This is a genomic window from Streptomyces sp. NPDC026377 (assembly GCF_055567715.1).
On record NZ_JBVHPV010000001.1, the window covers coordinates 869564 to 892273 of the forward strand.

The following is a 22710-nucleotide window of genomic DNA, read 5'->3' on the forward strand; positions in this document are numbered from 1 at the left end:
CGCCGCCTCCGGGCGCGCGCCGGCGACCACCTCGACGTGGCCCGTTCGACCGTCCGGCCGGAGCCCGAGGGGCGCTCCGAGACACCCGGTGCACTGCACAGTCAGCCGGACGTCTGCTTTCGGACTCAAGGGCCGGTACGCCCTTGTCACATCCGGGCCCGGCGCGTCGTCCTAGGGACATGGACATCGCCATTGCGGGAGGGACGGGGACGCTGGGAAGCCGCGTCGCCGAGGAGCTGCGTACGCGGGGGCACCGCGTACGGGTGCTGAGCCGCAGGTCCCGGGAGTACCCGGTCGACCTGACCACCGGGGAGGGGCTGATCGACGCCCTTGCGGGGTGCGACGTCGTGGTGGACGCCTCCAACGCCCACGGGTCGTCCAAGGGGGCGTCCCGCACGCTCGTGGACGGGACGCGGCGGCTGCTCGCCGCCGCGCGGGCCGTGGGCGTCCAGCACCACGTCTGCGTCTCGATCGTGGGCTGCGACATGGTGCCGATGGGATATTTGCAGGTCAAGGCCGAACAGGAGTGGGTCGTACGGGAGGGCAGGGTGCCCTGGACGATCGTGCGGGCCACCCAGTTCCACGAACTGCTCGCCTCGGCGCTGGCGTCGGCCGCCAAGTGGGGGGTGGTGCCGGTGCCCCGGGCGCGGTTGCGCACGGTCGCCTGTATGGAGGCCGCGTGGGTGGTCGCGGACGTGGCCGAGGGGGTGCCGCACCGGGGGCGGATCGAGATCTGCGGGCCGGAGGACACCGATGTGCGCGAGATGGCCCGGGTGTGGCGGGCGGTCACCGGGCGCAGGGCCGTCCTGATGCCGGTGCCGCTGCCCGGCCGGACGGGGCAGGCGCTGCGGGCGGGCGCGCTCACCATCGAGCGGCCGGACGTGCGCGGCACCATGTCGTTCGGGGAGTGGCTGCGGACCGAGCAGGTCTGGGCGAGCGTCGCGGGGTCGCGGTGAGCGCGGTGACCGGGCGCGGTCCGCTGTCCGGGGAGGACGGACTGGCCCGGGCCTTCGAGCGGGAGCGGCCCCGGCTGCTGCGGGTCGCCTATACGACGACGGGGTGCCTGGCGGAGGCGGAGGACTGCGTCCAGGAGGCGTGGCTGCGGCTGCGGGGCCTTGAGGACCCCGGCGCGGTCCGCGATCTGCGCGCCTGGCTGACCACGACCGTGGGCCGGCTCGCCCTGGACGCGCTGGGCAGCGCGCGCGTGCGGCGCGAGCGGTACGTCGGCACCTGGCTGCCCGAGCCGCTGGTGGAGCACGCGCCGGAGGAGCAGGATCCGGCCGACCGGGTGACGCTGGACGAGTCGGTGTCGATGGCCCTGATGATCGTCCTGGACGAGCTGTCACCCGCCCAGCGCACCGCGTTCCTGCTGCACGACGTGTTCGGGCTGCCGTTCGAGGAGGTCGCGGGCGTGGTGGGCCGCACCCCGGCGGCCGTACGGCAGCTGGCCTCCCGGGCCCGGCGCCACGTCGACGCCAGCCGCCCGCACCACCCCGCCGGGTACGCCCGCCAGCGCGAGCTGGTCAGCGCCTTCGGCAAGGCGTGCCAGGAAGGGGATCTGGAGCGGCTGGTCTCGCTGCTCGACCCCGAGGTGGTCTGGCGCGGCGACGGCGGCGGCAAGGTGACGGCGCTGCACGGGATCGTGCGCGGCGCGGACAGCGTGGCGCGCGGCATCGTCGCCCTCACCCGCGCGCACGTCCCGCCGGACGGCCTGCGGCTCGCCCACGTCAACGGGGCGCCGGGGCTGGCCCTGCACCACTGGGACGGGGCCCGCACGATCGTGGCGATCACCGTGGACGGCGGCCGGATCACGTCGGTGGACGCGATCCGCAACCCGGACAAGCTGATGCACGTACCGGAGGCGTGACCTCTCCGGCCCTGGGGGAAGCCCGCTCGTGCCATGACGACCGGTGGGCCGCCTCACACCCGAGCCGCTCCGAGGGTGGGGGCCACGCACCTCGGGGCGGCTCTTCGGGCTCACATGTCGTCGGTGTCGTCCGCTGGATCGTCGCTGTCGTCCGGCTTCTCGGCGCTCCCCGCGTCGATCGGGATCGGCTTGCCCATCGCGTTCGAGATGCTGCGGAGCAGCGCCGCTCTCCGGGCATCGAAGAATCCGTCGAAGTCGTCCGTGACCATGAGCTCCGGTTCCGTCAGATGGGAACGGATACGTTCCGCGACACCCTCGTGAGGGGTCTCCGCTGCCTTGACCAAGCGGGTCAGGTACTCGGACGGGGCCGCACCTCCGAGAATCCTGTTGGTGCGGGCGGTCAACGGGGTCTTGTTGATGATCGAGTTGTAGACGGCCGGGGAGTGCCCGGCTTTTTCGCACCACGCCTTGGGGAAGATGTGGTGGATGTCGATGGACTCGTCGAAGTAGCCGTCGACCTCCGCTTTCTCCCCGGTACGCCAGTCCATGGCGCCCGCCTTGAGCAGGAGGGCGTAGATGCCCTTGTAGGCCGCGCTGTTGCGGGTGCGGAGCGTCAGAAGGCGCCCGGGGGCGAACTGTGCCGTGGTGACGGTCCGGGGCTCCGCCGCGTCCTCGCGGATCCAGTCGACGACGTCCGGCAGATCCTGGCTGAAGCGGGTTTCGGTCGAGCCGCCGTACAGCTCCCCGAACACACCGCACCAGTACCAGCGGGCGAGCTTGTCCTGTGCCCCGGCGCTCTGCGCGGCGTCCCCGGCCAGGGCGAAGATCGCGGCGAGCGGGATCAGCTGGGTCCCGTAGGGCAGGAACTTCGTGTCGAAGAGGAACTGCCGGTGCAGGAACTTCGCCGCGGCCTTGAATCCGGCGATGACGGACGGTGCGAACCGTACGTAGTCTTCGAGAGAGAGGGCCAGCATGTCCCTGCGCTTGCAGCCGATGCGCGGCAGCCGCTCCTCCTCAGTCCCGCGCTCGGCTTCGTGCCGTCGTCGCTCGGCAGTGGCCAGCAAGGTGACCGCCTGGAGGAAGTCGGTGTTCGAAACCTCGCGCAGGATGCGGTACTTCGGTGCCTTCCAGGCGGGGCGGCACTCCCGCTCCCAGTGGTTGCGCAGATCGAACTCGTCCGCCGCGTAGGTGGCGGTCAGCAGCTCGAAGACGGTCAGGGTGACACCGCCGGTGTTGACCTTCTCGAACACCTGGCACACCGCCTGGCGCGGGGTCGCCTGCCCGAGTTCGATGACCGGTACGTGGTAGCGGTCGAAGGGGCGGACGAACGCGTCGTTGAAGTCGCGCCACAGCTTGAACTTGTCCGGATCGCTCTGCCAGTGGGCGATGAAGGCGTAGCCCCAGTCGCCGCCGTCGAAGACCGCGTGCAGCGGGAAGAGAAGCGACTCGTATTCACGCTCGGGAGTCGAGTAGTCCTCGACGACCTGGCCCCGGAAGTTGCGGACCTGGCGTGTTTCGGGCAGAAACCTGATCGCGTCCTCGCGGTCGCTGTTCTCGTCGAGAGCCTGGACCATGTCGACGTAGAACCAGCCCGAGACCTGTTGCCTGCGCGCGTCCTGGGTCACCACCGGACCCCTCAGCTTCAGGGACTGGAACAGCGACGTCAGCCGCTGCTGTCCGTCGAGCACCAGCGAATCGGGCTCGGGCTCCCCGACCGGTGTGGCTCCCTCGATCGGCCGGTACTTGAACCGGACGTCGCCGCCCGCCTTGAGCAACATGACGGTGCCGACGGGATAGCTCAGCGAGATCGACGCGAGGAGACTGGCGATGTTCGGGTACGGCCACACCCATCCCCGCTGGAACTCCGGGAGTTGAGCCTTCCCGACGGCGACCTGTTGCAGCAGGTCCCTCAACGGTCGCTTGTCGATGCTGAACGCTTCATCGGCCATATTGGCTCCTTGGGGGCTGCCGGTCACCAGCGGGGCGCCCGAGGGCGGCCGTTCCGTGTCACCCGAAAACTACTGTGTGCCACGACGACAGGTGCCTGATCGGCAAAACAGCGGCCACCACCGCCGGGACACGATCGCGGTGCAGCGGCGACAGCACTCAGGTCAGGTGGCCCTCGGAGGACCACTCCCCAGCAGCCCCCGAGCCCGCGCAAGCCCGTACGCGACGATCTGTACTACGCGCGCGTCGATACGGGCGGCTTCCGCGATCACGGGGGCCTGGCGCGCTGGAGGAGGGCATCGGGAGGTGCCGGGCCCTGTCCCTGGAGGCGTTCGAGCACATGCTGGTCGGCGGCCGCATCTCCGACGCCTACACGCTGGCCCGGCGTACCCGCTCGATGTCGATGGCGCTCACCCCCTGCCCGTCTTCGGGACGCCTGCCGAGGAAGCCCGCTGACCCGCTGGGCGGAACACCGGTACGAGCCGGAGACAGGAGGGGCCCTCGGTGTTCGACGTGTAGGGCTCCGCTGCCTGTGCGTGACGGGAACTCCGGACATTGGCCAACGGACCGACGAAGAAGGGCCCCACCGCGAATGGTGGGGCCCTTCGACATCGCGCCCGGTGAGGCACTGGCGCCTACTTGCCGTGCTCCGGGCCGTACCACTGAAGGGCTTGCCCGGTCACTGCGGCGATGCACTCGAAGTCGTGATCGCGATGGAGCAGGGTGAGCCCCTGCAACTCAGCGGTCGCGGCGACGACCAGGTCGACCGCTCCGGCGCTCCGGTGCTTGCCCTGCCTGGTGAGGGCGTCCTGGACCTGCCAGGCGCGGTCGTAGGCGCGGTCGTCGACGGCAACCCAGCCGAAGATCAGCCGCATGTCCTCGATGCCGCGCGCCCGGTCGGCGGTGGACCGGGCGCTGTAGAAGAACTCGAGCTCGGTGATCGGGCAGGTCGCGATGAGTCCCGCCGCGGCGGCCCGGTCCCACCCGTACTGCTCAGCGTCCCCGCGCATGAACCGCGCGAGCGCGCTGGTGTCGATCAGGAACTGGGCCGCGTTCACCGCCGGTAGTTCTCCTTGTTCTCGAACAGTTCCAGATCGAACGCACCCTCGCCCGCGGCGGACCGCAGCCGGGCCAGCGCCAGAGCGCGACGCCGACTCTCCAGCACCTCGCGAAGAGCGGTGTTGACGGTCTCCTTCTTCGTGGTCGTCCCGAGAGCTTTCGCCACGTCCGCGACCAGATCGTCGTCCAGGTCGATGACTGTCCGGCTCATATGCGACTCCCTGATATCAAATGTGGGATCAAGTATATCTCGCAAGGTGCTTCCGCAGGGGCATCCGGGACCCCGGCCCCGCCTGGTCACCGGCTGGTCTTCGCGGGCACGACGTCGTCACGGCGTAGAAGAAGAGGGGAGGCGCTCCGCTTGGCGCGGGCGGCACCGGGCGCCGAGGCAGGGCGGGTCGGCTGCGGAACGAAGAAGGGCCCCACCGCAAGCGGTGGGGCCCTTCGACATCGTGCCCGGTGAGGCACTGGCGGAGGATACGAGATTCGAACTCGTGAGGGGTTGCCCCCAACACGCTTTCCAAGCGTGCGCCCTAGGCCACTAGGCGAATCCTCCGCCGCAAACAATACAAGACGCTGAGGGGTGCTCGCGAACTCGTCCCCCGGTCAGGGATCGGGTACCCTGTGCGGAGCCCCTCACGTGGCGCTATCTGACTGAACTCCCCCAGGGCCGGAAGGCAGCAAGGGTAGGTCGGCTCTGGCGGGTGCGTGAGGGGCGCTTGCGTGTACGGGCAGGCCAGGATCCGGCGGAGGGAACCCTGGAGTGCGGGCCCCCGCCGGACGCGTCCTGCCGCGGCCGGAGCGTCGGCGGCCGCTTCGCGGGACCGGTTGTCGGTCCGCCCCGATAACCTCGTAGGTGTGTCGTCCCTTGCGCTGTACCGCCGCTACCGCCCGGAGTCCTTCGCCGAGGTCATCGGGCAGGAGCATGTCACCGACCCGCTGCAGCAGGCGCTGCGGAACAACCGGGTCAATCACGCGTACCTGTTCAGCGGGCCGCGTGGCTGTGGAAAGACGACCAGCGCGCGCATCCTCGCCCGGTGCCTGAACTGCGAGCAGGGGCCGACGCCGACGCCGTGCGGTGAGTGCCAGTCCTGCCGGGACCTCGCGCGCAACGGGCCGGGGTCCATCGACGTCATCGAGATCGACGCCGCGTCCCACGGTGGCGTGGACGACGCCCGTGAGCTGCGCGAGAAGGCCTTCTTCGGCCCCGCCGGCAGCCGGTACAAGATCTACATCATCGACGAGGCCCACATGGTCACCTCGGCGGGCTTCAACGCCCTGCTGAAGGTCGTCGAGGAGCCGCCGGAGCACCTGAAGTTCATCTTCGCCACCACCGAGCCCGAGAAGGTCATCGGGACGATCCGGTCGCGGACCCACCACTACCCCTTCCGGCTCGTACCGCCCGGGACGCTCCGCGAGTACCTGGGCGAGGTCTGCGGGCAGGAGGGCATCCCCGTCGAGGACGGTGTGCTGCCGCTCGTCGTGCGCGCGGGGGCCGGCTCCGTGCGTGACTCCATGTCCGTCATGGACCAGCTCCTCGCCGGCGCCGCCGAAGACGGTGTGACGTATGCCATGGCCACCGCCCTCCTCGGCTATACGGACGGCTCCCTGCTCGACTCCGTGGTGGACGCCTTCGCCTCCGGGGACGGCGCCGCCGCCTTCGAGGTCGTGGACCGGGTCATCGAGGGCGGCAACGACCCCCGCCGGTTCGTCGCCGACCTGCTGGAGCGGCTGCGGGACCTCGTCATCCTGGCCGCCGTGCCGGACGCCGGGGAGAAGGGGCTGATCGACGCGCCCGCCGATGTCGTCGAGCGCATGCAGGCCCAGGCCTCCGTCTTCGGCGCCGCCGAGCTCAGCCGCGCCGCCGACCTCGTCAACACGGGGCTGACGGAGATGCGCGGCGCCACCTCGCCCCGGCTCCAGCTGGAGCTGATCTGCGCGCGCGTGCTGCTGCCCGCCGCGTACGACGACGAGCGCTCGGTCCAGGCCCGGCTCGACCGGCTGGAGCGCGGCGCCCACTTCCAGGCGGGAGCGGGAACCGGCCCCACGATGGGGTACGTGCCGGGGGCCGACGCCCATCCGCCGATGCCGCCCACGGTCCAGACGGGTTCCGGGCCCGCTGTCGGAGGCGGTTTCGGACCCGGTGCCGGAGGCGGTGTCGGACCCGGTGCCGGTGTCGGAGGCGCCGAGGCCGCCCGCGCCGCCGCGCGCGCCCCGCAGGCGCCTGCTCCGGCCGCCCCGCCGGTCCAGGTCCCACCGGTCCGGGCCCAGCCGCCCGCGCCCGCCGCCCCGCAGGCCCAGCCGCAGGCCGCACCCGCTCCCGCCGCCGAGCCCGCCCCCCAGGCCCCCGCCCCGGGCGCCTGGCCCGGTGCCGCCGCTCTCGGTGGCGGCGGCCGGAGCGGTGGTAGTCAGGGCGGTGGTGGCGGCCAGAGCGGTGGCGGGGCCCAGCGTCCCGGTGCCTGGCCCGGCGCCGGAGGCTCCGGTTCCGGCAGTGCGGCCCCGGCCCCCTCCGCCCCCGCGTCCGCGCAGACCCCCGCCCCGGCCCCCGCGGCCGCCCCCGCCGCCAACCCCGGCAGCGCCGTCCACGTACGCAACATGTGGCCGGACATCCTGGAGGCCGTGAAGAACAAGCGCCGCTTCACCTGGATCCTGCTGAGCCAGAACGCGCAGGTGGCCGGATTCGACGGCACCACCCTCCAGCTCGGGTTCATCAACGCCGGGGCCCGGGACAACTTCGCCAGCAGCGGCAGCGAGGAAGTCCTGCGCGGGGTGCTCGGCGAGCGCTTCGGGGTGCAGTGGAAGGTCGAGGCCATCATCGACCCGTCCGGCGGCTCCCAGCCCCCGGCCGCGGCGGGCAACTTCGGCGGCTCGGGCGGCGGCAGCCCCGGTGGGTCCGGCAGCCCCGGCGGCTCCGGTGGATACGGTGGATACGGTGGATACGGGACGCAGGCCGGAGGGGGCTCCGGAGCCCCCTCCGGTCCCTCCCGTCCGCAGCCCCAGGCCCCCGCCCCGGCCGTCCCCGCTTCCGTACAGCAGTCGCCGCAGACCTCCCCGCCTCCGAGACCGCAGGGGGCGCAGGGGTCCCAGGCGTCGCACGCCTCCCACTCCGCCCCCATGGCCCAGGAACCCCCGCCGGTGCGCCCGGAGGACGACGTTCCGGAGGACGACGACCCGGACCTGGTGGACAACGCCCTCTCCGGCCACGACCTCATCGTCCGCGAGCTCGGCGCGACGGTGGTGGAGGAATATACGAACGAGTAGCGGTACGGGGTTCGGTGACCCGTACGAGGGAGAACCCGCCACGGCGGCTAGGCTGGCTGCCGTGAAGGTCCTTGTCATCGGCGGCGGCGCCCGCGAACACGCCCTGTGCCGTTCCCTGTCCCTCGACCCCGACGTGACGGCGCTGCACTGCGCCCCCGGCAACGCCGGGATCGCGGAGGTCGCCGAGCTCCACCCCGTGGACCAGCTGGACGGCGAGGCGGTCGCCCGCCTCGCGGCCTCGCTCCACGCCGACCTGGTCGTCGTCGGCCCGGAGGCGCCGCTGGTCGCCGGGGTCGCCGACGCCGTACGGGCGGTGGGCATCCCCTGCTTCGGCCCCTCGCGCGAGGCGGCCCTGCTGGAGGGCTCCAAGGCGTTCGCGAAGGACGTCATGGCCGCCGCGGGCGTGCCGACCGCGCGCAGCTATGTGTGCACCACCCCGGCCGAGATCGACGAGGCACTGGACGCGTTCGGCGCCCCGTACGTCGTCAAGGACGACGGTCTCGCGGCCGGCAAGGGCGTCGTCGTCACCGACGACGTCGAGGTGGCCCGGGCGCACGCGCTCGTCTGCGACCGGGTCGTCATCGAGGAGTTCCTCGACGGCCCCGAGGTCTCGCTCTTCGCCATCACCGACGGCGTCACCGTGCTGCCGCTCCAGCCCGCGCAGGACTTCAAGCGCGCGCTCGACGGCGACGAGGGCCCCAACACCGGCGGCATGGGCGCGTACTCGCCGCTGCCCTGGGCCGACCCCAAGCTCGTCGATGAGGTCATGGCGAGCGTGCTCCAGCCGACCGTCGACGAACTGCGCCGCCGTGGCACGCCGTTCTCCGGTCTGCTGTACGCGGGCCTGGCGATCACCTCGCGCGGGGTGCGCGTGATCGAGTTCAACGCCCGCTTCGGCGACCCCGAGACCCAGGTCGTGCTCGCCCGGCTGAAGACGCCGCTCGCGGGGGTGCTGCTGCACTCGGCCAACGGGACGCTGGAGGCGCAGCCCCCGCTGGCCTGGCGCGACGACGCCGCCGTCACGGTCGTCGTGGCCTCGCACAACTACCCCGGTACGCCCAGGACCGGCGACCCGATCGAGGGCCTGGACGAGGTCGCGGAGGCGGACGCGCCGCACGCGTACGTCCTGCACGCGGGGACGCGGCGCGAGGGCGACGCGGTGGTGAGCGCGGGCGGCCGGGTCCTCTCGGTCACCGCGACCGGAGCGGACCTGGCGCAGGCCCGGGAGCGGGCGTACGCGGCGGTCGGGCGTATCCGGCTGGACGGGTCGCAGCACCGTGGGGACATCGCCCGGAAGGCGGCCGACGCGCAGGCGTGAGGCGTTGACCGCCCCGGCCCCGGCCCGGGGCGCGGCCCCCGCCGGGGCCGCGCCCCGGGCTTCTTCGTCAGCGGCTCGCGCCGCCGATCGGCCGCCCCCGGACCCCGACCCCACCCCAAAGCCATTCCATCGAGTGACGGGTGGGCCATCCGGATGACGGGTGGCGGGGGCGCAACTAGGGTGCGGCGGGAGCGGTCCGGCACTTGGGTCACCGGCATTGCGATGTCGGTGGGTGGTGCCACAGTGGGGGAGTGAGCAACGCCGACGCAGAGCAGAGGGGGTGACGTCCGGTCGTGTCCGGTTCCGGGATGGGTGATGAGGCGGGCGCGCGGTCCGCGCGCTCGCGGGCGCTGGCCGTGCTGCGGGTTCGCAGCCGGGCGCTGGCCCTGGCGCTGCTGCCGGCCGCCGTCGCCGTGGTGCTGCTCGTCGCGGACGCGCAGGGCCGGATCGACGGCCGCGGCTGGGACACGGCCCGCTGGGCGGTGACGGGTGTGGCGGCCGTGGTGCTGCTGGCCGCCGCCGTGGTCACGGCCGTGATCGTCCGGGCGAGGCCCGCCCTCTCTCCGACGGTCGAGCTCGCCGAGTCCTCGGCGCCGGATCTGTACCGGCTGGTGCGGGACCTGGCGGACCGGCTCGACGTGCCCGCGCCCTCGGCCATAGCGCTGACGCCCGACTGCGACAGCTGGCTGGAGGACCGCACACATCCGGCCCATTCCGTACGGGGCGGTCGCGGCGGCACCGGTGGGCGCGGCCGGGGCATCCGGGGCGTTCTGCGGGGCATACCGGGTGTGCGGCGCCGCACCGACGCCGCACCGGTCCTCGTCATCGGGTCGCCGTTCCTGTGGTGGATGCGGGTCGGAGAGCTGCGGGCCGTCCTGGCGCCCGTGGTGGCCGGGACGGGGCCGTCCGCGCAGCCCGACATAGCCTCCGCCCGCCGCTTCGTCCGGGGCCTGGACGCGGCGGTCGCCGTGACCAGCGGGTCCGGCGCGCGGCGGGGGGCGCGGCTGGTGCTCTGCTTCGTCGGGCCGGTCGCCCGGCTGCTGCTGCGCGGTTGCCGGACGCATGCCGCAGAGATGGAGCGGGGGGTCGCCGCGGCCGCCTCCGAGCGGGCCCAGGACGTGGACTACGGACTGCGGATCGTCGCCCAGGAGCAGGTCGGGCTCGCCTACGCGGGCTGGGACCGGCTGCTCACCCGGGTGGCGGTGCCGGCCTGGCGGATGGGGCGCTGGCCCTCCCGGCTGGACGCCGGGGTGGTCTCGGCGCTGACCGAGCTGTCGAGGCGGGACCGGCTGGCGGAGGGGTTCGCGTCCCGGCTGGGGGAGCGGCCCGCGTGCGATCTCCTGGAGGAGCCCGGGGCGGCCGACGAGGCGGCGTCGCTGCTGGCGGCCCGGCTCTTCCACGGCGGTCCGGCCGAGCCCGGGCCCGACTGGTCGCCGGTGGAGTGGCAGCACTACCCCGAGGAAGTCGTCGACCGGAAGTGGCGCGCGGAGGCGGCCCGGTTGCACCGGGTCCTGGACGGGATGGGTACGGCGCCGGGCGCGGAGCCCGCCGCGCCCGCCGCGCCGACGCTGGCGCGGGTCCTGGAGCATCTGACCGATGCCGGGCAGGACGGGTCGGCGCTGGCGGCCGGGATCGAGGCCGAGGTCGCCGGGGAGGCGGCGGCGGCCGCTCCGCCGATGCCCTCGGCGGACCTGTGGGGCGACTGCGTCCCGCTCTTTCCGCTCCAGCCGCCGCGTACGGGACGGGAGTTGCTGGCCGACCACGTCACGGCGATGGTGTGCTGCGCGGCGGTCGACACGGCCGGGGCGGCGCCCGGGCTGGACTGGCTGGACGGCCCGGCGCTGCTGGTGGACGGGGAGCGCAGGGGGGATCTGGGGGCGCGGGTGCTGGCGCTGCTGGAGGAGGGGGATGCGGAGCCGTTGCGGCAGTGGTTGGTGGGAGTGGGGGTTCGGGCGGAGAAGCCGGTGCGGCTGGTGTGACCCTCCGGGGAAGACGTGTTTTCCCGGGGGCTCCGCCCCCGGGCCCCCGTGGAGGCGCCGCCCCTGCACCCCGGTCGGGGCTGTGCCCCCCCGCCCCCTCGGCCCCCGTCCCCTCGGGCTCCGCCCCCTCGGCCCCCGTCCCCTCGGGCTCCGCCCCCTCGGCCCCCGTCCCCTCGGGCTCCGCCCCCTCGGCCCCCGTCCCCTCGGGGCCCCGCCCCGACCCCCCTCCCCCAAAGCGGAACCCCTAATTCCCCATCCCACCAACCGCCAATTCGCGACGAACAGTGACGGAGTGCGTGCGTTATGTGATGTGCTGGAGACCGGCCGCTTACCGGTGGCGTCGGGGGAGTGAGGAGGCAAGTGGTATGGGGGCGGAGCAGATCCGGCGGTGGGAGTCGGGGGCGCTCGCGCATGCGGTCTCCGATCCCTTCGGGCAGGGGCCGTTGCCCTGGCTGCGCGGTGGGGAGCACTACTTCGACGACACCGGGCACGTCGTGCCCTGGTACGTCGAGCCCGCCCGGCTCGGGCTCGGCCGGGCGTCCGGGCCCCGTACCGCCGACGACGTACGGAAGCAGATCAAGGGATTCGCCTCCACGGGGGCCGTCGCGCCCGGCGAGGCGATCGATTTCCACATCACGGTCGATCCACCGCAGCAGTTCTCGGTCGACATCTATCGCATCGGGCACTACGGAGGCGACGGGGCCGCCCACGTCGCCACCAGCCCCCGGCTCGCAGGGATCGTGCAGCCCGCGCCGCTCACCGCCAACCGGACCGTCTCCTGCCACCACTGGTGGCTCTCCTGGCGCTACCAGGTCCCGGCGTCCGCCGCGATCGGCGCGTACGTGGCCGTGCTCACCACCCTCGACGGATACCGGTCGCACATCCCGTTCACCGTGCGCGACAACCACCCGGCCGATCTGCTGCTCCTGCTCCCCGACATCACCTGGCAGGCCTACAACCTCTTCCCCGAGGACGGCCGCACCGGCGCCTCGCTCTACCACGCGTGGGACGGCGAGGGGCGGCTCCTCGGGGAGGAGGACGCCGCCGTCACGGTCTCCTTCGACCGGCCCTACGCGGGCGCGGGCCTGCCGCTGCACGTGGGCCACGCGTACGACTTCATCCGCTGGGCCGAGCGGTACGGATACGACCTCGCCTACGCCGACACCCGCGACCTGCACGCCGGCCGCGTCGACCCCACCCGCTACCGGGGCCTGGTCTTCCCCGGCCACGACGAGTACTGGTCGGCCCCCATGCGCCGCACGGTCGAACTCGCCCGCGAGCACGGCACCTCCCTGGTGTTCCTCTCCGCCAACACCCTCTACTGGCAGGTCGACCTCGCCCCCTCGCCCTCCGGCGTGCCCGACCGGCTGCTGACCTGCCGCAAGCGGCGCGGGCCCGGCCGCCCGGCGCTGTGGCGCGAAGTCGCCCGGGCCGAACAGCAGTTGCTGGGGATCCAGTACGCGGGGCGGGTGCCCGAGCCGTCCCCGCTGGTCGTACGGAACGCCACGCACTGGCTCTGGGAGGCCACCGGCGCGGGCGAGGGCGACGAGATCGAGGGGCTGGTGGCGGGCGAGGCCGACCGCTACTTCCCGCGCACCGCGCTCCCCGAGCACCAGGACCGCATCCTGCTCGCCCACTCGCCGTACCGCGACAGCGAGGGAACCGTCCGGCACCAGGAGACCTCGCTCTACCGGGCCCCCTCCGGCGCGCTCGTCTTCGCCTCCGGCACCTTCGCCTGGTCCCCGGCGCTCGACCGGCCCGGCCACACCGACCCCCGCATCCAGCGCGCCACCGCCAATCTCCTCGACCGGATCTGCAAGCGGGACTGACGAGCGGGACTGGCGGCGGGAGCGGCGAGCGGAGGCGGCGGCGGGAGGAACCCCCGTCGCCGGGTACTCGTCGCGTGCGAGAGAATCGGAAGCGCTCCTGGATCAATCTACGCGGAGGAACCGTGTCCGGATTTGTAGAAAAGCCCGAGCCGATTCAGGTTCCGGGCCTCACCCACCTCCACACGGGCAAGGTCCGCGACCTCTACCGGAACGAGGCCGGCGACCTGGTGATGGTCGCCAGCGACCGGATGTCCGCGTACGACTGGGTGCTGCCGACCGAGATCCCCGACAAGGGCCGGGTGCTCACCCAGCTCTCGCTGTGGTGGTTCGACCGGCTGGCCGACCTCGTCCCCCACCACGTCCTCTCCACCGACCTCCCCGAGGGCGCCCCCGCCGACTGGGCCGGGCGCACCCTGGTCTGCAAGTCGCTGCGAATGGTCCCGGTCGAGTGCGTGGCGCGCGGCTACCTCACCGGCTCCGGGCTGATCGAGTACGACGAGTCCCGTACGGTCTGCGGGCTCGCGCTGCCCGAGGGGCTGGCCAACGGCTCCGAGCTGCCCGCGCCGATCTTCACGCCCGCCACCAAGGCCGCCGTCGGCGACCACGACGAGAACGTCAGCTACGAGGAGGTCGCCCGCCAGGTCGGCGCGGAGACCGCCGCGCTGCTGCGCCAGACGACTCTCGCCGTCTACGGCCGCGCCCGCGACATCGCCCGCGAGCGCGGGATCGTCCTGGCCGACACCAAGTTCGAGTTCGGCTTCGAGACCGTCGACGGCGAGGAGCGGCTCGTCCTGGCCGACGAGGTCCTCACCCCCGACTCCTCGCGGTTCTGGCCGGCCGAGACCTGGGAGCCGGGCCGCGCGCAGCCGTCGTACGACAAGCAGTTCGTGCGCGACTGGCTGACCTCCGAGGCCTCCGGCTGGGACCGCCACGGCGAGCAGCCGCCGCCCCCGCTGCCGCAGGAGGTCGTGGACGCCACCCGGGCCAAGTACCTGGAGGCGTACGAGCAGCTGACCGGCCTCAGCTGGAGCTGAACGCACGAAGAAGCCCCCGGTCACCAGACCGGGGGCTTCTTCTCACTGAGCGGACGACGAGATTCGAACTCGCGACCCTCACCTTGGCAAGGTGATGCTCTACCAACTGAGCCACGTCCGCATGCGCCGTAGCGCGCAGCTAACTATACCCAACCGCGGCGGCGCGCGAGACGCACCGCCGTGTGACGGTTCTCCGCACCGAGCTTCGAGGCGGCGGAGGAGAGGTAGTTCCGGACGGTTCCCTGGGAGAGTCCGGCCCGCTCGGCGATCTCCGCGACGGGCGCCCCGTCGGCCGCGAGTTCCAGGACCTCGGCCTCGCGGGCGGTGAGCGGGGAGTCCCCGGCGGAGATCGCGTCGGCCGCCAACTCCGGGTCCACATAGCGGTTTCCGGCGTGCACGGATCTGATGATCTCCGCCAGGCCGCGGGCGCTGACCGTCTTCGGTACGAACCCGCGCACCCCGGCCGCGAGCGCCCGCTTGAGGTGGCCGGGCCGCCCGTGGCTCGTCACGATCATGACGCGGCAGCCGGGCAGTTCGGCCCGCAGGGATGTGGCGACACTCACACCGTCCGCCCCCGGCATCTGGAGGTCGAGGACGGCCACATCGGGCCGGTGGGCGCGTGCCATCGCCAGCGCCTCGGGCCCGGAGGCGGCCTCGGCGACCACGGTGAGGTCGTCCTCCAGGCCGAGCAGCGCGGCGAGCGCGCCCCGGATCAGATGCTCGTCGTCGGCGAGCAGGACACGGACGGGCACCGCCGCCCGCCCTTCGGAGGTCGTCATACGGTCAGCCCCCTCGGAGGTCGTCATACGGTCAGCTCCTCGGCCGGTTCCGCCGCGCCGCACAGCGGCACGGTCGCGGTGAGCAGGAAGCGCGTCCCCGAGCGGGCGGCCTCCAGTGTGCCGCCCATCGGGGCGAGCCGTTCGCGCAGCCCCGCCAGGCCCGAGCCGGGGGTGGCGGGGGCGGGGCCGGACACGCCGTCGTTCTCCACGACCAGCGTGACGGCGGGGCCGTCGGCCGCGAGCCGGATGGCGCAGCCGCGCGCGTTGCCGTGCCGCAGCACATTGGTGGTGGCCTCGCGCACCACCCAGCCGAGCGCCGACTGCACCCCGGCGGCCAGCCCGTCGGCCGTGCCGGTGACCGTGCAGTCGATCCCGGCCGCCTCCAGCACGCTCCGGGCGCCGTCGAGTTCGACGCCCAGGTCCGCCTCGCGGTATCCGCGCACCACTTCCCGTACCTCGCGCTGCGACTCGCGCGCGATGCGCTGCACCTCGATCATCTGGTCCACCGCCTCGGGCCGGCCGCGCTCGGCCAGTTGCACGGCGAGCTCGCTCTTGAGGGCGATCACCGCGAGGTTGCGGCCGAGCACATCGTGCATGTCCCGTCCGAAGCGCAGCCGTTCCTCGGCGACGGCGAGCCGCGCCTGGACGTCCCTGGCCTCCTCGGCCTGCCACATGTTGCGCAGCCCCCAGGCGCCGGGCCGGACCGTGACCAGCATCAGGGCGCCCGCGATCACCACCGTGGGCAGCGGCGCGGCCAGTTCCGCGCCCCGCACCCCGGCGGCCGCGAAGGAGGCGGCGACCAGCAGCCCGTATCCCAGGCAGTGCAGCAGGAAGGTGCGGACCGGGACCAGCAGCGCGTACGGGATCATCAGCGCGATCGGCAGATCGGCCAGGAGCAGCGGGAAGACACTGCGCGCGTCCGTGGCGGCGACCGCCGTGAGCAGCGCGGTGCCGATGCCGAGCAGGACCGCCGGGGCGGCCAGCAGACGGCGGGGGAAGGCGCTGTGGCCCAGGTAGTCGTCGTAGGCCGGGCCGATCCCGCGGGTGCCCACCACGCACTGCGTGACGTTCACGGCGAGCAGCGCCGCGCCCAGCGCCGTGTTCAGCGCACCGCGCGGACCGGCCGCGAGCAGGGGAAGGACGCCCCAGGTCAGCAGGAAGAACCAGAGCATCGCCTTCATGGTGTAACGCGTGTACAGGTCCATCTTCTGGATCCTGCTGCGCTCCTGCCAGCGCCGTCGCCAGCCGCAGATCCGGCGTATCCGACCGAGCACCCCGTCCGTCCCCCCGTGTCAGCGCCGCGGTTCCCAGCGGAACCGCTGGTGTACAGCAAACACGCCGAGCAGCGTCCAGGCCACCGAGGTGGCGAGTCGACCGAGGACGTCGGCGGTGTCGAGCCTGCCGGTCCACCCCCCTCTGACGAGGTCGATCACCGGGGAGAGCGGCAGCAGTTCGCAGACCGACGCCATCGCGTCGGGCATGAGGTCCACCGGTACGACCATGCCGGAGCCGGCCATCGACACGAGCAGCATCGGCATGACGGAGATCTGCGCGCCCTCCGCGGAGCGGGTGAAGGCCGCGGTCGCCGCTGCCAGGACGCACATCAGCACCGCGCCGAGCAGCAGTCCGGCCACCGCGAGCCACACGGCCCGGGGCGCGGCGACGTCGAGGACCACCGTGCAGCCGGCCGCCAGCAGCACGCACTGGATCAGCGCCAGTGTGAGGGCCGGGAGCGAGGCACCGGCCAGGATCTCCAGATCGCGGGCTTCGCCGGTGCGCAGCCGCTTGAGGACGAGCTCCTCACGGCGTACGACGAAGACGCCGGTCAGCGCCGAGTAGACGGCGAAGAGCAGGACGTAGCCGAGCGAGCCGGGCAGCAGGACCGTGCCGACGGTCAGACCGCTGTCCTGGAGGTCCATGCCGTCGACGGCCGAGCTCATGGAGAAGGTGAGCGTCGCGGGCAGGGCCAGGGCGGTGAACATCGCCGCCTTGTTGCGGCCGAGCAGGGTGAGTTCGGCGCGGGCGAGCGCCTTCATCCGCGAGGCGGGGGTGCTCGCCGGGGCCGTGCGCGGACGCGGACGGGCCAGGTCGGTGGTGCTCATCGGGTCGGCTCCTGTTCCCGGGCGATGTGCAGGAAGGCCTCTTCGAGGGTGGCCGAGCGGATGTCGAGGCCGCCCAGCTCGACTCGGTTCTCACGGGCCCACAGCAGCAGTTCGGTGGCGGCGTGCTGGAGGGCGGTGGTCCGCAGCCGTACGGTCCGGCCCTCGCTCTCCTGGGCGCTGACGCCGAGCCGGGCCAGCGGGGGAAGGTCGCCCAGGTGGTAGCCGTCGGGCAGGTCGAAGCAGAGGTGCGAGGGCTGTGCGGCGACCACGTCGGCCACCCGCCCGGCGGCGGCGATGCGTCCCTCGTGCAGGATCGCGAGCCGCTCGGCGAGCGCCTCGGCCTCCTCCAGATAGTGCGTGGTCAGCAGCACGGTGGTGCCCGCGTCCCGCAGTTCGCGGACCAGCTCCCAGGTGGTGTGGCGGCCCTCGGCGTCCAGGCCGGTGGTCGGCTCGTCGAGGAAGAGCACCTCGGGCCTGGCCAGCAGGGCGAGGGCGAGGTCGAGCCGGCGCTTCTCGCCGCCGGAGAGCTGCTTGACGCGGACGTCCGCGCGCCGGGCGAGCCCGACCAGCTCCAGCGCCTCGCCCACCGGCCGGGCCCCGCTGGTGCAGCCCGCCCACATCCGTACCGTCTCGGCGACCGTCAGCTCGGACGGGAAGCCGCCTTCCTGGAGCATCACCCCGGTGCGGGGGCGCACGGCGGCGCGTTCGGTGTACGGGTCGTGGCCGAGCACCCGGACGGTTCCGGCGCTCGGAGGGCTGAGGCCTTCGAGCAGTTCGACGGTGGACGTCTTGCCGGCGCCGTTGGTGCCGAGCAGCGCGAAGAGCTCACCGCGCGCCACGGAGAAGGAGATTCCACGAACGGCCTCGAAGCCCCCGGCGTAGGTCCGCCGCAGCTCCTCGACCTCGATCACATCTGGCATGCGTCCAGCGTTCCGCGGGAGCGGGCCCGGGGGCAGTGCGCGGTGTCACCGCCTCCCATGACAAATGTCAGCGGGCCCTCGTGCCGATACGGGCGCCGGTGTGCCGACACGACGAAGGCCCCGGTCTGATGACCGGGGCCTTCGCCTTCTGAGCGGACGACGAGATTCGAACTCGCGACCCTCACCTTGGCAAGGTGATGCTCTACCAACTGAGCCACGTCCGCATTGCTGCCGCTCGGCTTCCACCGGGCGGTGCGAACACCACTCTACCTGATCCACAACCGTGGTCGGTAAGCGATGCAGAGCGGGTGACAGGAATTGCACACTGCGCCTTCCCCCTGGAAGGGGGATGTTCTACTACTGAACTACACCCGCACGCTCCGGTGGACCGGGCCTGTCGGCCTTGCCCCTCGGCGTGCTCCAGACTCTAGCCGATCACCCCGGGTGCCGTGCAACTCGGTTGCCGGGGCCCGCAGTCCGAGGGCCCCGGCGCCGCTCTCCGTCCGGTGGCTCAGCCGGCCGCGCCGAACGCCTCGTAGACCTTCTTCGGGATGCGCCCCCGGGCCGGCACCTCCATGTGGTGCGACCGGGCCCAGGCGCGGACCGCCGCCGGGTCGGGGGCGACATCGGTGTGCCGGAAGGCCTTCCCGGACCTCGACTGCTTGCGCCCGGCCTTCACATAGGGCGCGAGAGCCTTCCGCAGTTTCTTCGCATTGACGAGATTGAGATCGATCTCATAGGCCTTCCCGTCCAGGCCGAACGTGACTGTTTCCGCCGCTTCTCCGCCGTCCAGGTCGTCGGAGAGCGTGACCACTACGCGCTGAGCCACGATATCGGTTCCTTCCTGTGGTCCGCCGTTCTCACGTGTCTGACGTGCGGCGATCCCGGCCTACCGGCTGTTTTGGACTCATGCTGTTTCTCTCGGGTTTCCCCCGAGAAGCCTTTGTACAGCGGCGGGCATTGCATCGTGAAGCCCGGCCAATTGCGTCCGCGTGTCCGATCGTCGGGTACGTGGGCTGTTTTTTCCCGGGTTTTCCCGGGTTTTCCCGGGATTTTTTCCCACGTCCGGTCGGGGCCGAAACCGGAACGTGATCGGGCCTCTCCGATATCTACTCGCGTAGATTTTCCGGCCGGGTACTCTGAGGGAACCGCCTTCGCACCACACCACCACGGGAGTGCCAGTGGCACGCGTCGTAGTCGACGTCATGCTCAAGCCGGAGATCCTCGACCCGCAGGGACAGGCGGTGCAGCGCGCACTGCCCCGTCTCGGCTTCGAGGGGATCGCCGACGTCCGCCAGGGGAAGCGTTTCGAGCTGGATGTGGAAGGGCCCCTCGACGAGGCCGCCCTCGCCCGCATCCACAAGATGGCCGAAACGTTCCTCGCCAACACCGTCATCGAGGACTTCACCGTGAAGGTCGAGGAGTCCAGGTGACCGCTCGCATCGGTGTCGTCACCTTCCCCGGGACGCTCGACGACCGCGACAGCCTGCGGGCCGTGCGGATCGCGGGTGCCGAGCCGGTGTCGCTGTGGCACCGCGACAAGGACCTCAAGCAGGTCGACGCGGTCGTCCTGGCCGGCGGCTTCTCCTACGGCGACTACCTGCGGGCCGGAGCCATCTCCCGCTTCTCGCCGGTGATGGAGACGGTCATCGACCAGGCGAAGGCCGGCATGCCGGTGCTCGGCATCTGCAACGGCTTCCAGATCCTCACCGAGTCCCACCTGCTGCCGGGCGCCATGCTCCGCAACAACCACCTGCACTTCATCTGCCGCGAGCAGAAGCTGCGGGTGGAGAACGCGCGGACCGCGTGGACCGCCGACTACGAGGCGGGCCAGGAGATCCAGGTCCCGCTCAAGAACATGGACGGCCGGTACGTCGCCGACGAGCGCACGCTCGACGAGCTGGAGGCCGAGGGCCGCGTCGCCTTTCGCTACCTGGCCCACGGCGCGGCCGCCGATGGATACGGCAACCCCAACGGCTCGCTCCGCGACATCGCCGGCATCACCAACGCCGCCGGCAACGTCGTCGGCCTGATGCCGCACCCCGAGCACGCCGTGGAGCCGCTGATCGGTACGGGTCGTACCGATGGTCTCGGATTCTTCACTTCGATCCTCAAGAAGCTGGTCAACGCCTCATGAGCCTCGACACCGTCAAGCACGCCGCCGAGACGCCCGACGTCGAGCAGCCGTGGAAGGAGCTCGGCCTCAAGGAGGACGAGTACGCGCGCATCCGGGAGATCCTCGGCCGCCGCCCCACCGGCGCCGAGCTCGCCATGTACTCCGTGATGTGGTCGGAGCACTGCTCGTACAAGAGCAGCAAGGTCCACCTGCGCCAGTTCGGCGAGAAGGTCCCCCAGAACGACGCGATGCTGGTGGGCATCGGTGAGAACGCGGGCGTCGTCGACGTCGGCCAGGGCTACGCGGTCACCTTCAAGGTGGAGTCCCACAACCACCCCAGCTACATCGAGCCGTACCAGGGCGCGGCCACCGGTGTCGGCGGCATCGTCCGCGACATCCTGGCGATGGGCGCCCGCCCGGTCGCGGTCGTCGACCCGCTGCGCTTCGGCGCGGCCGAGCACCCCGACACCAAGCGCGTCCTGCCGGGCGTGGTCGCGGGCATCGGCGGCTACGGCAACTGCCTCGGTCTGCCCAACATCGGCGGCGAGGTCGTCTTCGACGAGTGCTACCAGGGCAACCCGCTGGTCAACGCCGGCTGCATCGGTGTGATGAAGCACGAGGACATCCACCTCGCCAAGGCGTCCGGTCCCGGCAACAAGGTGATCCTGTACGGCGCCCGTACCGGCGGCGACGGCATCGGCGGCGTCTCGGTCCTGGCCTCGGAGACCTTCGAGTCGACCGGCCCGGCCAAGCGCCCGGCCGTCCAGGTCGGCGACCCCTTCCAGGAGAAGCTCCTCATCGAGTGCACCCTGGAGATCTTCAAGGAGAAGCTGGTCGCGGGCATCCAGGACCTGGGCGGCGCGGGCCTGTCCTGCGCCACCTCGGAGCTGGCCAGCGCCGGTTCCGGCGGTATGCGCGTGGACCTGGAGACGGTCCCGCTGCGCGACGCCACGCTCTCGCCCGAGGAAATCCTCATGAGCGAGTCCCAGGAGCGCATGTGCGCGGTGGTCGAGCCGCGTCACGTGGACCGCTTCATGGAGATCTGCGAGAAGTGGGACGTCATCGCCACGGTCATCGGTGAGGTGACGGACGGCGAGCGCCTGGAGATCTTCTGGCACGGCGAGCAGATCGTGGACGTACCGCCGCGGACCGTGGCGCACGAGGGCCCGGTGTACGAGCGCCCGTACGCCCGTCCGTCCTGGCAGGACGCGCTCCAGGCGGACGACGCGGGCAGGCTGCCGCGGCCGCGCTCGGGCGAGGAGCTGCGCGAGCAGGTCCTGAAGCTGGTCGGCTCCCCGAACCAGGCGTCCAAGGCCTGGATCACGGACCAGTACGACCGTTTCGTGCAGGGCAACACCATCCTGGCGCAGCCCGAGGACGCGGGCATGGTCCGCATCGACGAGGAGTCGAACCTCGGTGTCGCGATGGCGACGGACGGCAACGGCCGGTACGCGAAGCTCGACCCGTACACGGGCGCCCAGCTCGCGCTGGCCGAGGCGTACCGCAACGTGGCCGCCTCGGGCGCCAGGCCGCTGGCCATCTCGGACTGCCTGAACTTCGGCTCCCCCGAGGACCCGGACGTGATGTGGCAGTTCGCCGAGGCCACCCGCGGTCTCGCGGACGGCTGCCTCCAGCTGGGCACCCCGGTGACCGGCGGCAACGTCTCGCTCTACAACCAGACCGGCGACACCGCCATCCACCCGACGCCGGTGGTCGCGGTCCTCGGTGTGATCGACGACGTCACGCGCCGTACGCCGATCGCCTTCGCGGAGCAGGGCCAGTTGCTGTACCTCCTCGGTGACACCCGTGAGGAGTTCGGCGGTTCGGCGTGGTCCCAGGTGGTCCACGACCACCTGGGCGGGCTGCCGCCGCGGGTGGACCTGGACCGGGAGAAGCTGCTCGGCGAGATCCTGATCTCGGCCTCGCGCGACGGGATGATCGACGCGGCGCACGACCTGTCCGACGGCGGTCTCGTCCAGGCCGTGGTCGAGTCCTGCCTGCGCGGCGGGAACGGGGCGCGGCTGGTGGTGCCGGACGGTCTGTCCGCGTTCACCTTCCTCTTCAGCGAGTCCGCCGGGCGGGCGGTCGTCGCGGTGCCGCGCAGCGAGGAGCTCCGCTTCACGGACATGTGCGGGGCGCGGGGGCTGCCGGCGACCCGTATCGGTGTCGTCGACGGGGACGCGGTCGAGGTGCAGGGCGAGTTCGTCGTGGGGCTGGCGGAGTTGCGTGAGGCTCACGAGGCGACGATTCCGGGGTTGTTCGCGTGAGGTGACCTGTCGGTGACCTGTCCCCCCACCCGGGGGAGGGGCCCAGGGGCTCGGGGGGTTCTGCCCTCCGGGCCCTTTTTGCTCTGGCTGCTGCTTTGTCTGCGGACCGTGGTGGGTTGTTCGCGCAGTTCCCCGCGCCCCCGGACAGTGGGGGCGCGGAGGACTGCGCGCTCGGCGCGCCACGGGTTGTAGCCGGACTGCGGGCGGTCGTAGCCGGGGCCGCGGGCCGCGG

General features: G+C 72.4%; 18 protein-coding genes, 4 tRNA genes and 1 other RNA gene. 11 read left to right on the top strand and 12 right to left on the bottom strand.

The window, feature by feature from the left end; all coding sequences use genetic code 11:
* The first annotated feature begins 179 nt into the window (after nucleotides 1–179).
* Both ACZ4MU_RS03815 and sigJ read left to right on the top strand, forming a co-directional pair.
* Complete coding sequence (locus ACZ4MU_RS03815; RefSeq protein ID WP_467870441.1) at nucleotides 180–956, top strand: SDR family oxidoreductase; 777 nt, start codon at nucleotides 180–182, stop codon at nucleotides 954–956.
* Nucleotides 957–961: 5 nt separating this feature from the next.
* A complete protein-coding gene (sigJ, locus tag ACZ4MU_RS03820) occupies nucleotides 962–1867 on the top strand; it encodes an RNA polymerase sigma factor SigJ (protein WP_467870653.1) in 906 nt (301 codons plus the stop codon).
* 110 nt (nucleotides 1868–1977) lie between these two features.
* Here sigJ and ACZ4MU_RS03825 read toward each other — a convergent pair whose 3' ends face one another.
* The 4 genes from ACZ4MU_RS03825 to ACZ4MU_RS03840 form a co-directional block, all read right to left on the bottom strand.
* Entirely contained in the window at nucleotides 1978–3816 is a 1839-nt protein-coding gene (locus ACZ4MU_RS03825) for a GmrSD restriction endonuclease domain-containing protein (RefSeq protein ID WP_467870444.1), read from the bottom strand.
* Between the two features lie 633 nt (nucleotides 3817–4449).
* Nucleotides 4450–4872 carry a PIN domain-containing protein gene (locus ACZ4MU_RS03830; protein ID WP_467870446.1) on the bottom strand — a complete coding sequence of 141 codons (423 nt, stop codon included), beginning with the start codon at nucleotides 4870–4872 and terminating at the stop codon, nucleotides 4450–4452.
* Entirely contained in the window at nucleotides 4869–5084 is a 216-nt protein-coding gene (locus tag ACZ4MU_RS03835; RefSeq protein ID WP_467870448.1) for a type II toxin-antitoxin system VapB family antitoxin, read from the bottom strand. Before ACZ4MU_RS03835 ends, ACZ4MU_RS03830 begins: the two co-directional genes overlap by 4 nt.
* A 257-nt stretch (nucleotides 5085–5341) precedes the next feature.
* A tRNA-Ser gene (locus tag ACZ4MU_RS03840) sits at nucleotides 5342–5429 on the bottom strand.
* A gap of 72 nt (nucleotides 5430–5501) precedes the next feature.
* On the opposite strand from ACZ4MU_RS03840, the gene ffs reads away from it, so the two are divergent.
* From ffs to ACZ4MU_RS03870, 6 genes are all read left to right on the top strand, one after another.
* Nucleotides 5502–5596: signal recognition particle sRNA small type (gene ffs / locus ACZ4MU_RS03845), an RNA gene on the top strand.
* A gap of 135 nt (nucleotides 5597–5731) precedes the next feature.
* Nucleotides 5732–8134: a DNA polymerase III subunit gamma and tau gene (locus ACZ4MU_RS03850; RefSeq protein ID WP_467870451.1), complete on the top strand. Its 2403-nt coding sequence runs from the start codon at nucleotides 5732–5734 to the stop codon at nucleotides 8132–8134.
* 61 nt (nucleotides 8135–8195) lie between these two features.
* Complete coding sequence (purD, locus tag ACZ4MU_RS03855; RefSeq protein WP_467870453.1) at nucleotides 8196–9452, top strand: phosphoribosylamine--glycine ligase; 1257 nt, start codon at nucleotides 8196–8198, stop codon at nucleotides 9450–9452.
* 293 nt (nucleotides 9453–9745) lie between these two features.
* On the top strand, nucleotides 9746–11431 hold the full coding sequence (locus ACZ4MU_RS03860) for a M48 family metalloprotease (protein WP_467870455.1): 1686 nt from the start codon (nucleotides 9746–9748) through the stop codon (nucleotides 11429–11431).
* A gap of 365 nt (nucleotides 11432–11796) precedes the next feature.
* On the top strand, nucleotides 11797–13260 hold the full coding sequence (locus ACZ4MU_RS03865) for a N,N-dimethylformamidase beta subunit family domain-containing protein (RefSeq protein ID WP_467870457.1): 1464 nt from the start codon (nucleotides 11797–11799) through the stop codon (nucleotides 13258–13260).
* A gap of 122 nt (nucleotides 13261–13382) precedes the next feature.
* Nucleotides 13383–14294 carry a phosphoribosylaminoimidazolesuccinocarboxamide synthase gene (locus ACZ4MU_RS03870; protein WP_467870459.1) on the top strand — a complete coding sequence of 304 codons (912 nt, stop codon included), beginning with the start codon at nucleotides 13383–13385 and terminating at the stop codon, nucleotides 14292–14294.
* A gap of 48 nt (nucleotides 14295–14342) precedes the next feature.
* On the opposite strand, the gene ACZ4MU_RS03875 is transcribed toward ACZ4MU_RS03870, so the two are convergent.
* The 8 genes from ACZ4MU_RS03875 to ACZ4MU_RS03910 all read right to left on the bottom strand — a co-directional run bounded on the left by ACZ4MU_RS03875 (nucleotide 14343) and on the right by ACZ4MU_RS03910 (nucleotide 18924).
* Nucleotides 14343–14415: transfer RNA gene (locus ACZ4MU_RS03875), tRNA-Gly, on the bottom strand.
* A gap of 22 nt (nucleotides 14416–14437) precedes the next feature.
* A complete protein-coding gene (locus ACZ4MU_RS03880; RefSeq protein ID WP_467870462.1) occupies nucleotides 14438–15100 on the bottom strand; it encodes a response regulator in 663 nt (220 codons plus the stop codon).
* Nucleotides 15097–16278, bottom strand: coding sequence for a sensor histidine kinase (locus ACZ4MU_RS03885; protein WP_467870464.1), 1182 nt, complete (start codon nucleotides 16276–16278; stop codon nucleotides 15097–15099). The genes ACZ4MU_RS03880 and ACZ4MU_RS03885 overlap by 4 nt, the downstream gene beginning before the upstream one ends.
* An 87-nt stretch (nucleotides 16279–16365) precedes the next feature.
* Nucleotides 16366–17175 carry an ABC transporter permease gene (locus ACZ4MU_RS03890; protein ID WP_467870467.1) on the bottom strand — a complete coding sequence of 270 codons (810 nt, stop codon included), beginning with the start codon at nucleotides 17173–17175 and terminating at the stop codon, nucleotides 16366–16368.
* Complete coding sequence (locus tag ACZ4MU_RS03895; RefSeq protein ID WP_467870469.1) at nucleotides 17172–18095, bottom strand: ABC transporter ATP-binding protein; 924 nt, start codon at nucleotides 18093–18095, stop codon at nucleotides 17172–17174. The genes ACZ4MU_RS03890 and ACZ4MU_RS03895 overlap by 4 nt, the downstream gene beginning before the upstream one ends.
* A gap of 151 nt (nucleotides 18096–18246) precedes the next feature.
* A tRNA-Gly gene (locus ACZ4MU_RS03900) sits at nucleotides 18247–18319 on the bottom strand.
* Between the two features lie 79 nt (nucleotides 18320–18398).
* Nucleotides 18399–18470, bottom strand: a tRNA-Gly gene (locus tag ACZ4MU_RS03905).
* 136 nt (nucleotides 18471–18606) lie between these two features.
* Entirely contained in the window at nucleotides 18607–18924 is a 318-nt protein-coding gene (locus ACZ4MU_RS03910; protein WP_467870471.1) for a histone-like nucleoid-structuring protein Lsr2, read from the bottom strand.
* A 346-nt stretch (nucleotides 18925–19270) separates the two neighbouring features.
* Between ACZ4MU_RS03910 and purS the strand changes: the two genes are divergently transcribed.
* From purS to purL, 3 genes are read left to right on the top strand one after another with little or no spacing between them, the layout of a single operon-like run.
* Nucleotides 19271–19528, top strand: a complete 258-nt coding sequence (purS, locus tag ACZ4MU_RS03915; protein ID WP_467870473.1) for a phosphoribosylformylglycinamidine synthase subunit PurS — start codon at nucleotides 19271–19273, stop codon at nucleotides 19526–19528.
* On the top strand, nucleotides 19525–20232 hold the full coding sequence (gene purQ / locus ACZ4MU_RS03920; protein WP_467870475.1) for a phosphoribosylformylglycinamidine synthase subunit PurQ: 708 nt from the start codon (nucleotides 19525–19527) through the stop codon (nucleotides 20230–20232). Before purS ends, purQ begins: the two co-directional genes overlap by 4 nt.
* The gene (gene purL, locus ACZ4MU_RS03925; protein WP_467870477.1) at nucleotides 20229–22478 is read left to right on the top strand and encodes a phosphoribosylformylglycinamidine synthase subunit PurL; all 2250 of its coding nucleotides are present in this window, start codon (nucleotides 20229–20231) and stop codon (nucleotides 22476–22478) included. The genes purQ and purL overlap by 4 nt, the downstream gene beginning before the upstream one ends.
* The last annotated feature ends 232 nt before the right edge of the window (nucleotides 22479–22710 follow it).

Coding starts and splice junctions, on each gene's coding strand:
- ACZ4MU_RS03815 (WP_467870441.1), top strand. CDS start 180: ATGGACATCGCCATTGCGGGAGGGACGGGGACGCTGGGAAGCCGCGTC.
- purL (WP_467870477.1), top strand. CDS start 20,229: ATGAGCCTCGACACCGTCAAGCACGCCGCCGAGACGCCCGACGTCGAG.
- ACZ4MU_RS03825 (WP_467870444.1), bottom strand. CDS start 3,816: ATGGCCGATGAAGCGTTCAGCATCGACAAGCGACCGTTGAGGGACCTG.
- ACZ4MU_RS03895 (WP_467870469.1), bottom strand. CDS start 18,095: ATGCCAGATGTGATCGAGGTCGAGGAGCTGCGGCGGACCTACGCCGGG.
- ACZ4MU_RS03835 (WP_467870448.1), bottom strand. CDS start 5,084: ATGAGCCGGACAGTCATCGACCTGGACGACGATCTGGTCGCGGACGTG.
- ACZ4MU_RS03880 (WP_467870462.1), bottom strand. CDS start 15,100: ATGACGACCTCCGAGGGGGCTGACCGTATGACGACCTCCGAAGGGCGG.
- ACZ4MU_RS03885 (WP_467870464.1), bottom strand. CDS start 16,278: ATGGACCTGTACACGCGTTACACCATGAAGGCGATGCTCTGGTTCTTC.
- ACZ4MU_RS03890 (WP_467870467.1), bottom strand. CDS start 17,175: ATGAGCACCACCGACCTGGCCCGTCCGCGTCCGCGCACGGCCCCGGCG.
- ACZ4MU_RS03865 (WP_467870457.1), top strand. CDS start 11,797: ATGGGGGCGGAGCAGATCCGGCGGTGGGAGTCGGGGGCGCTCGCGCAT.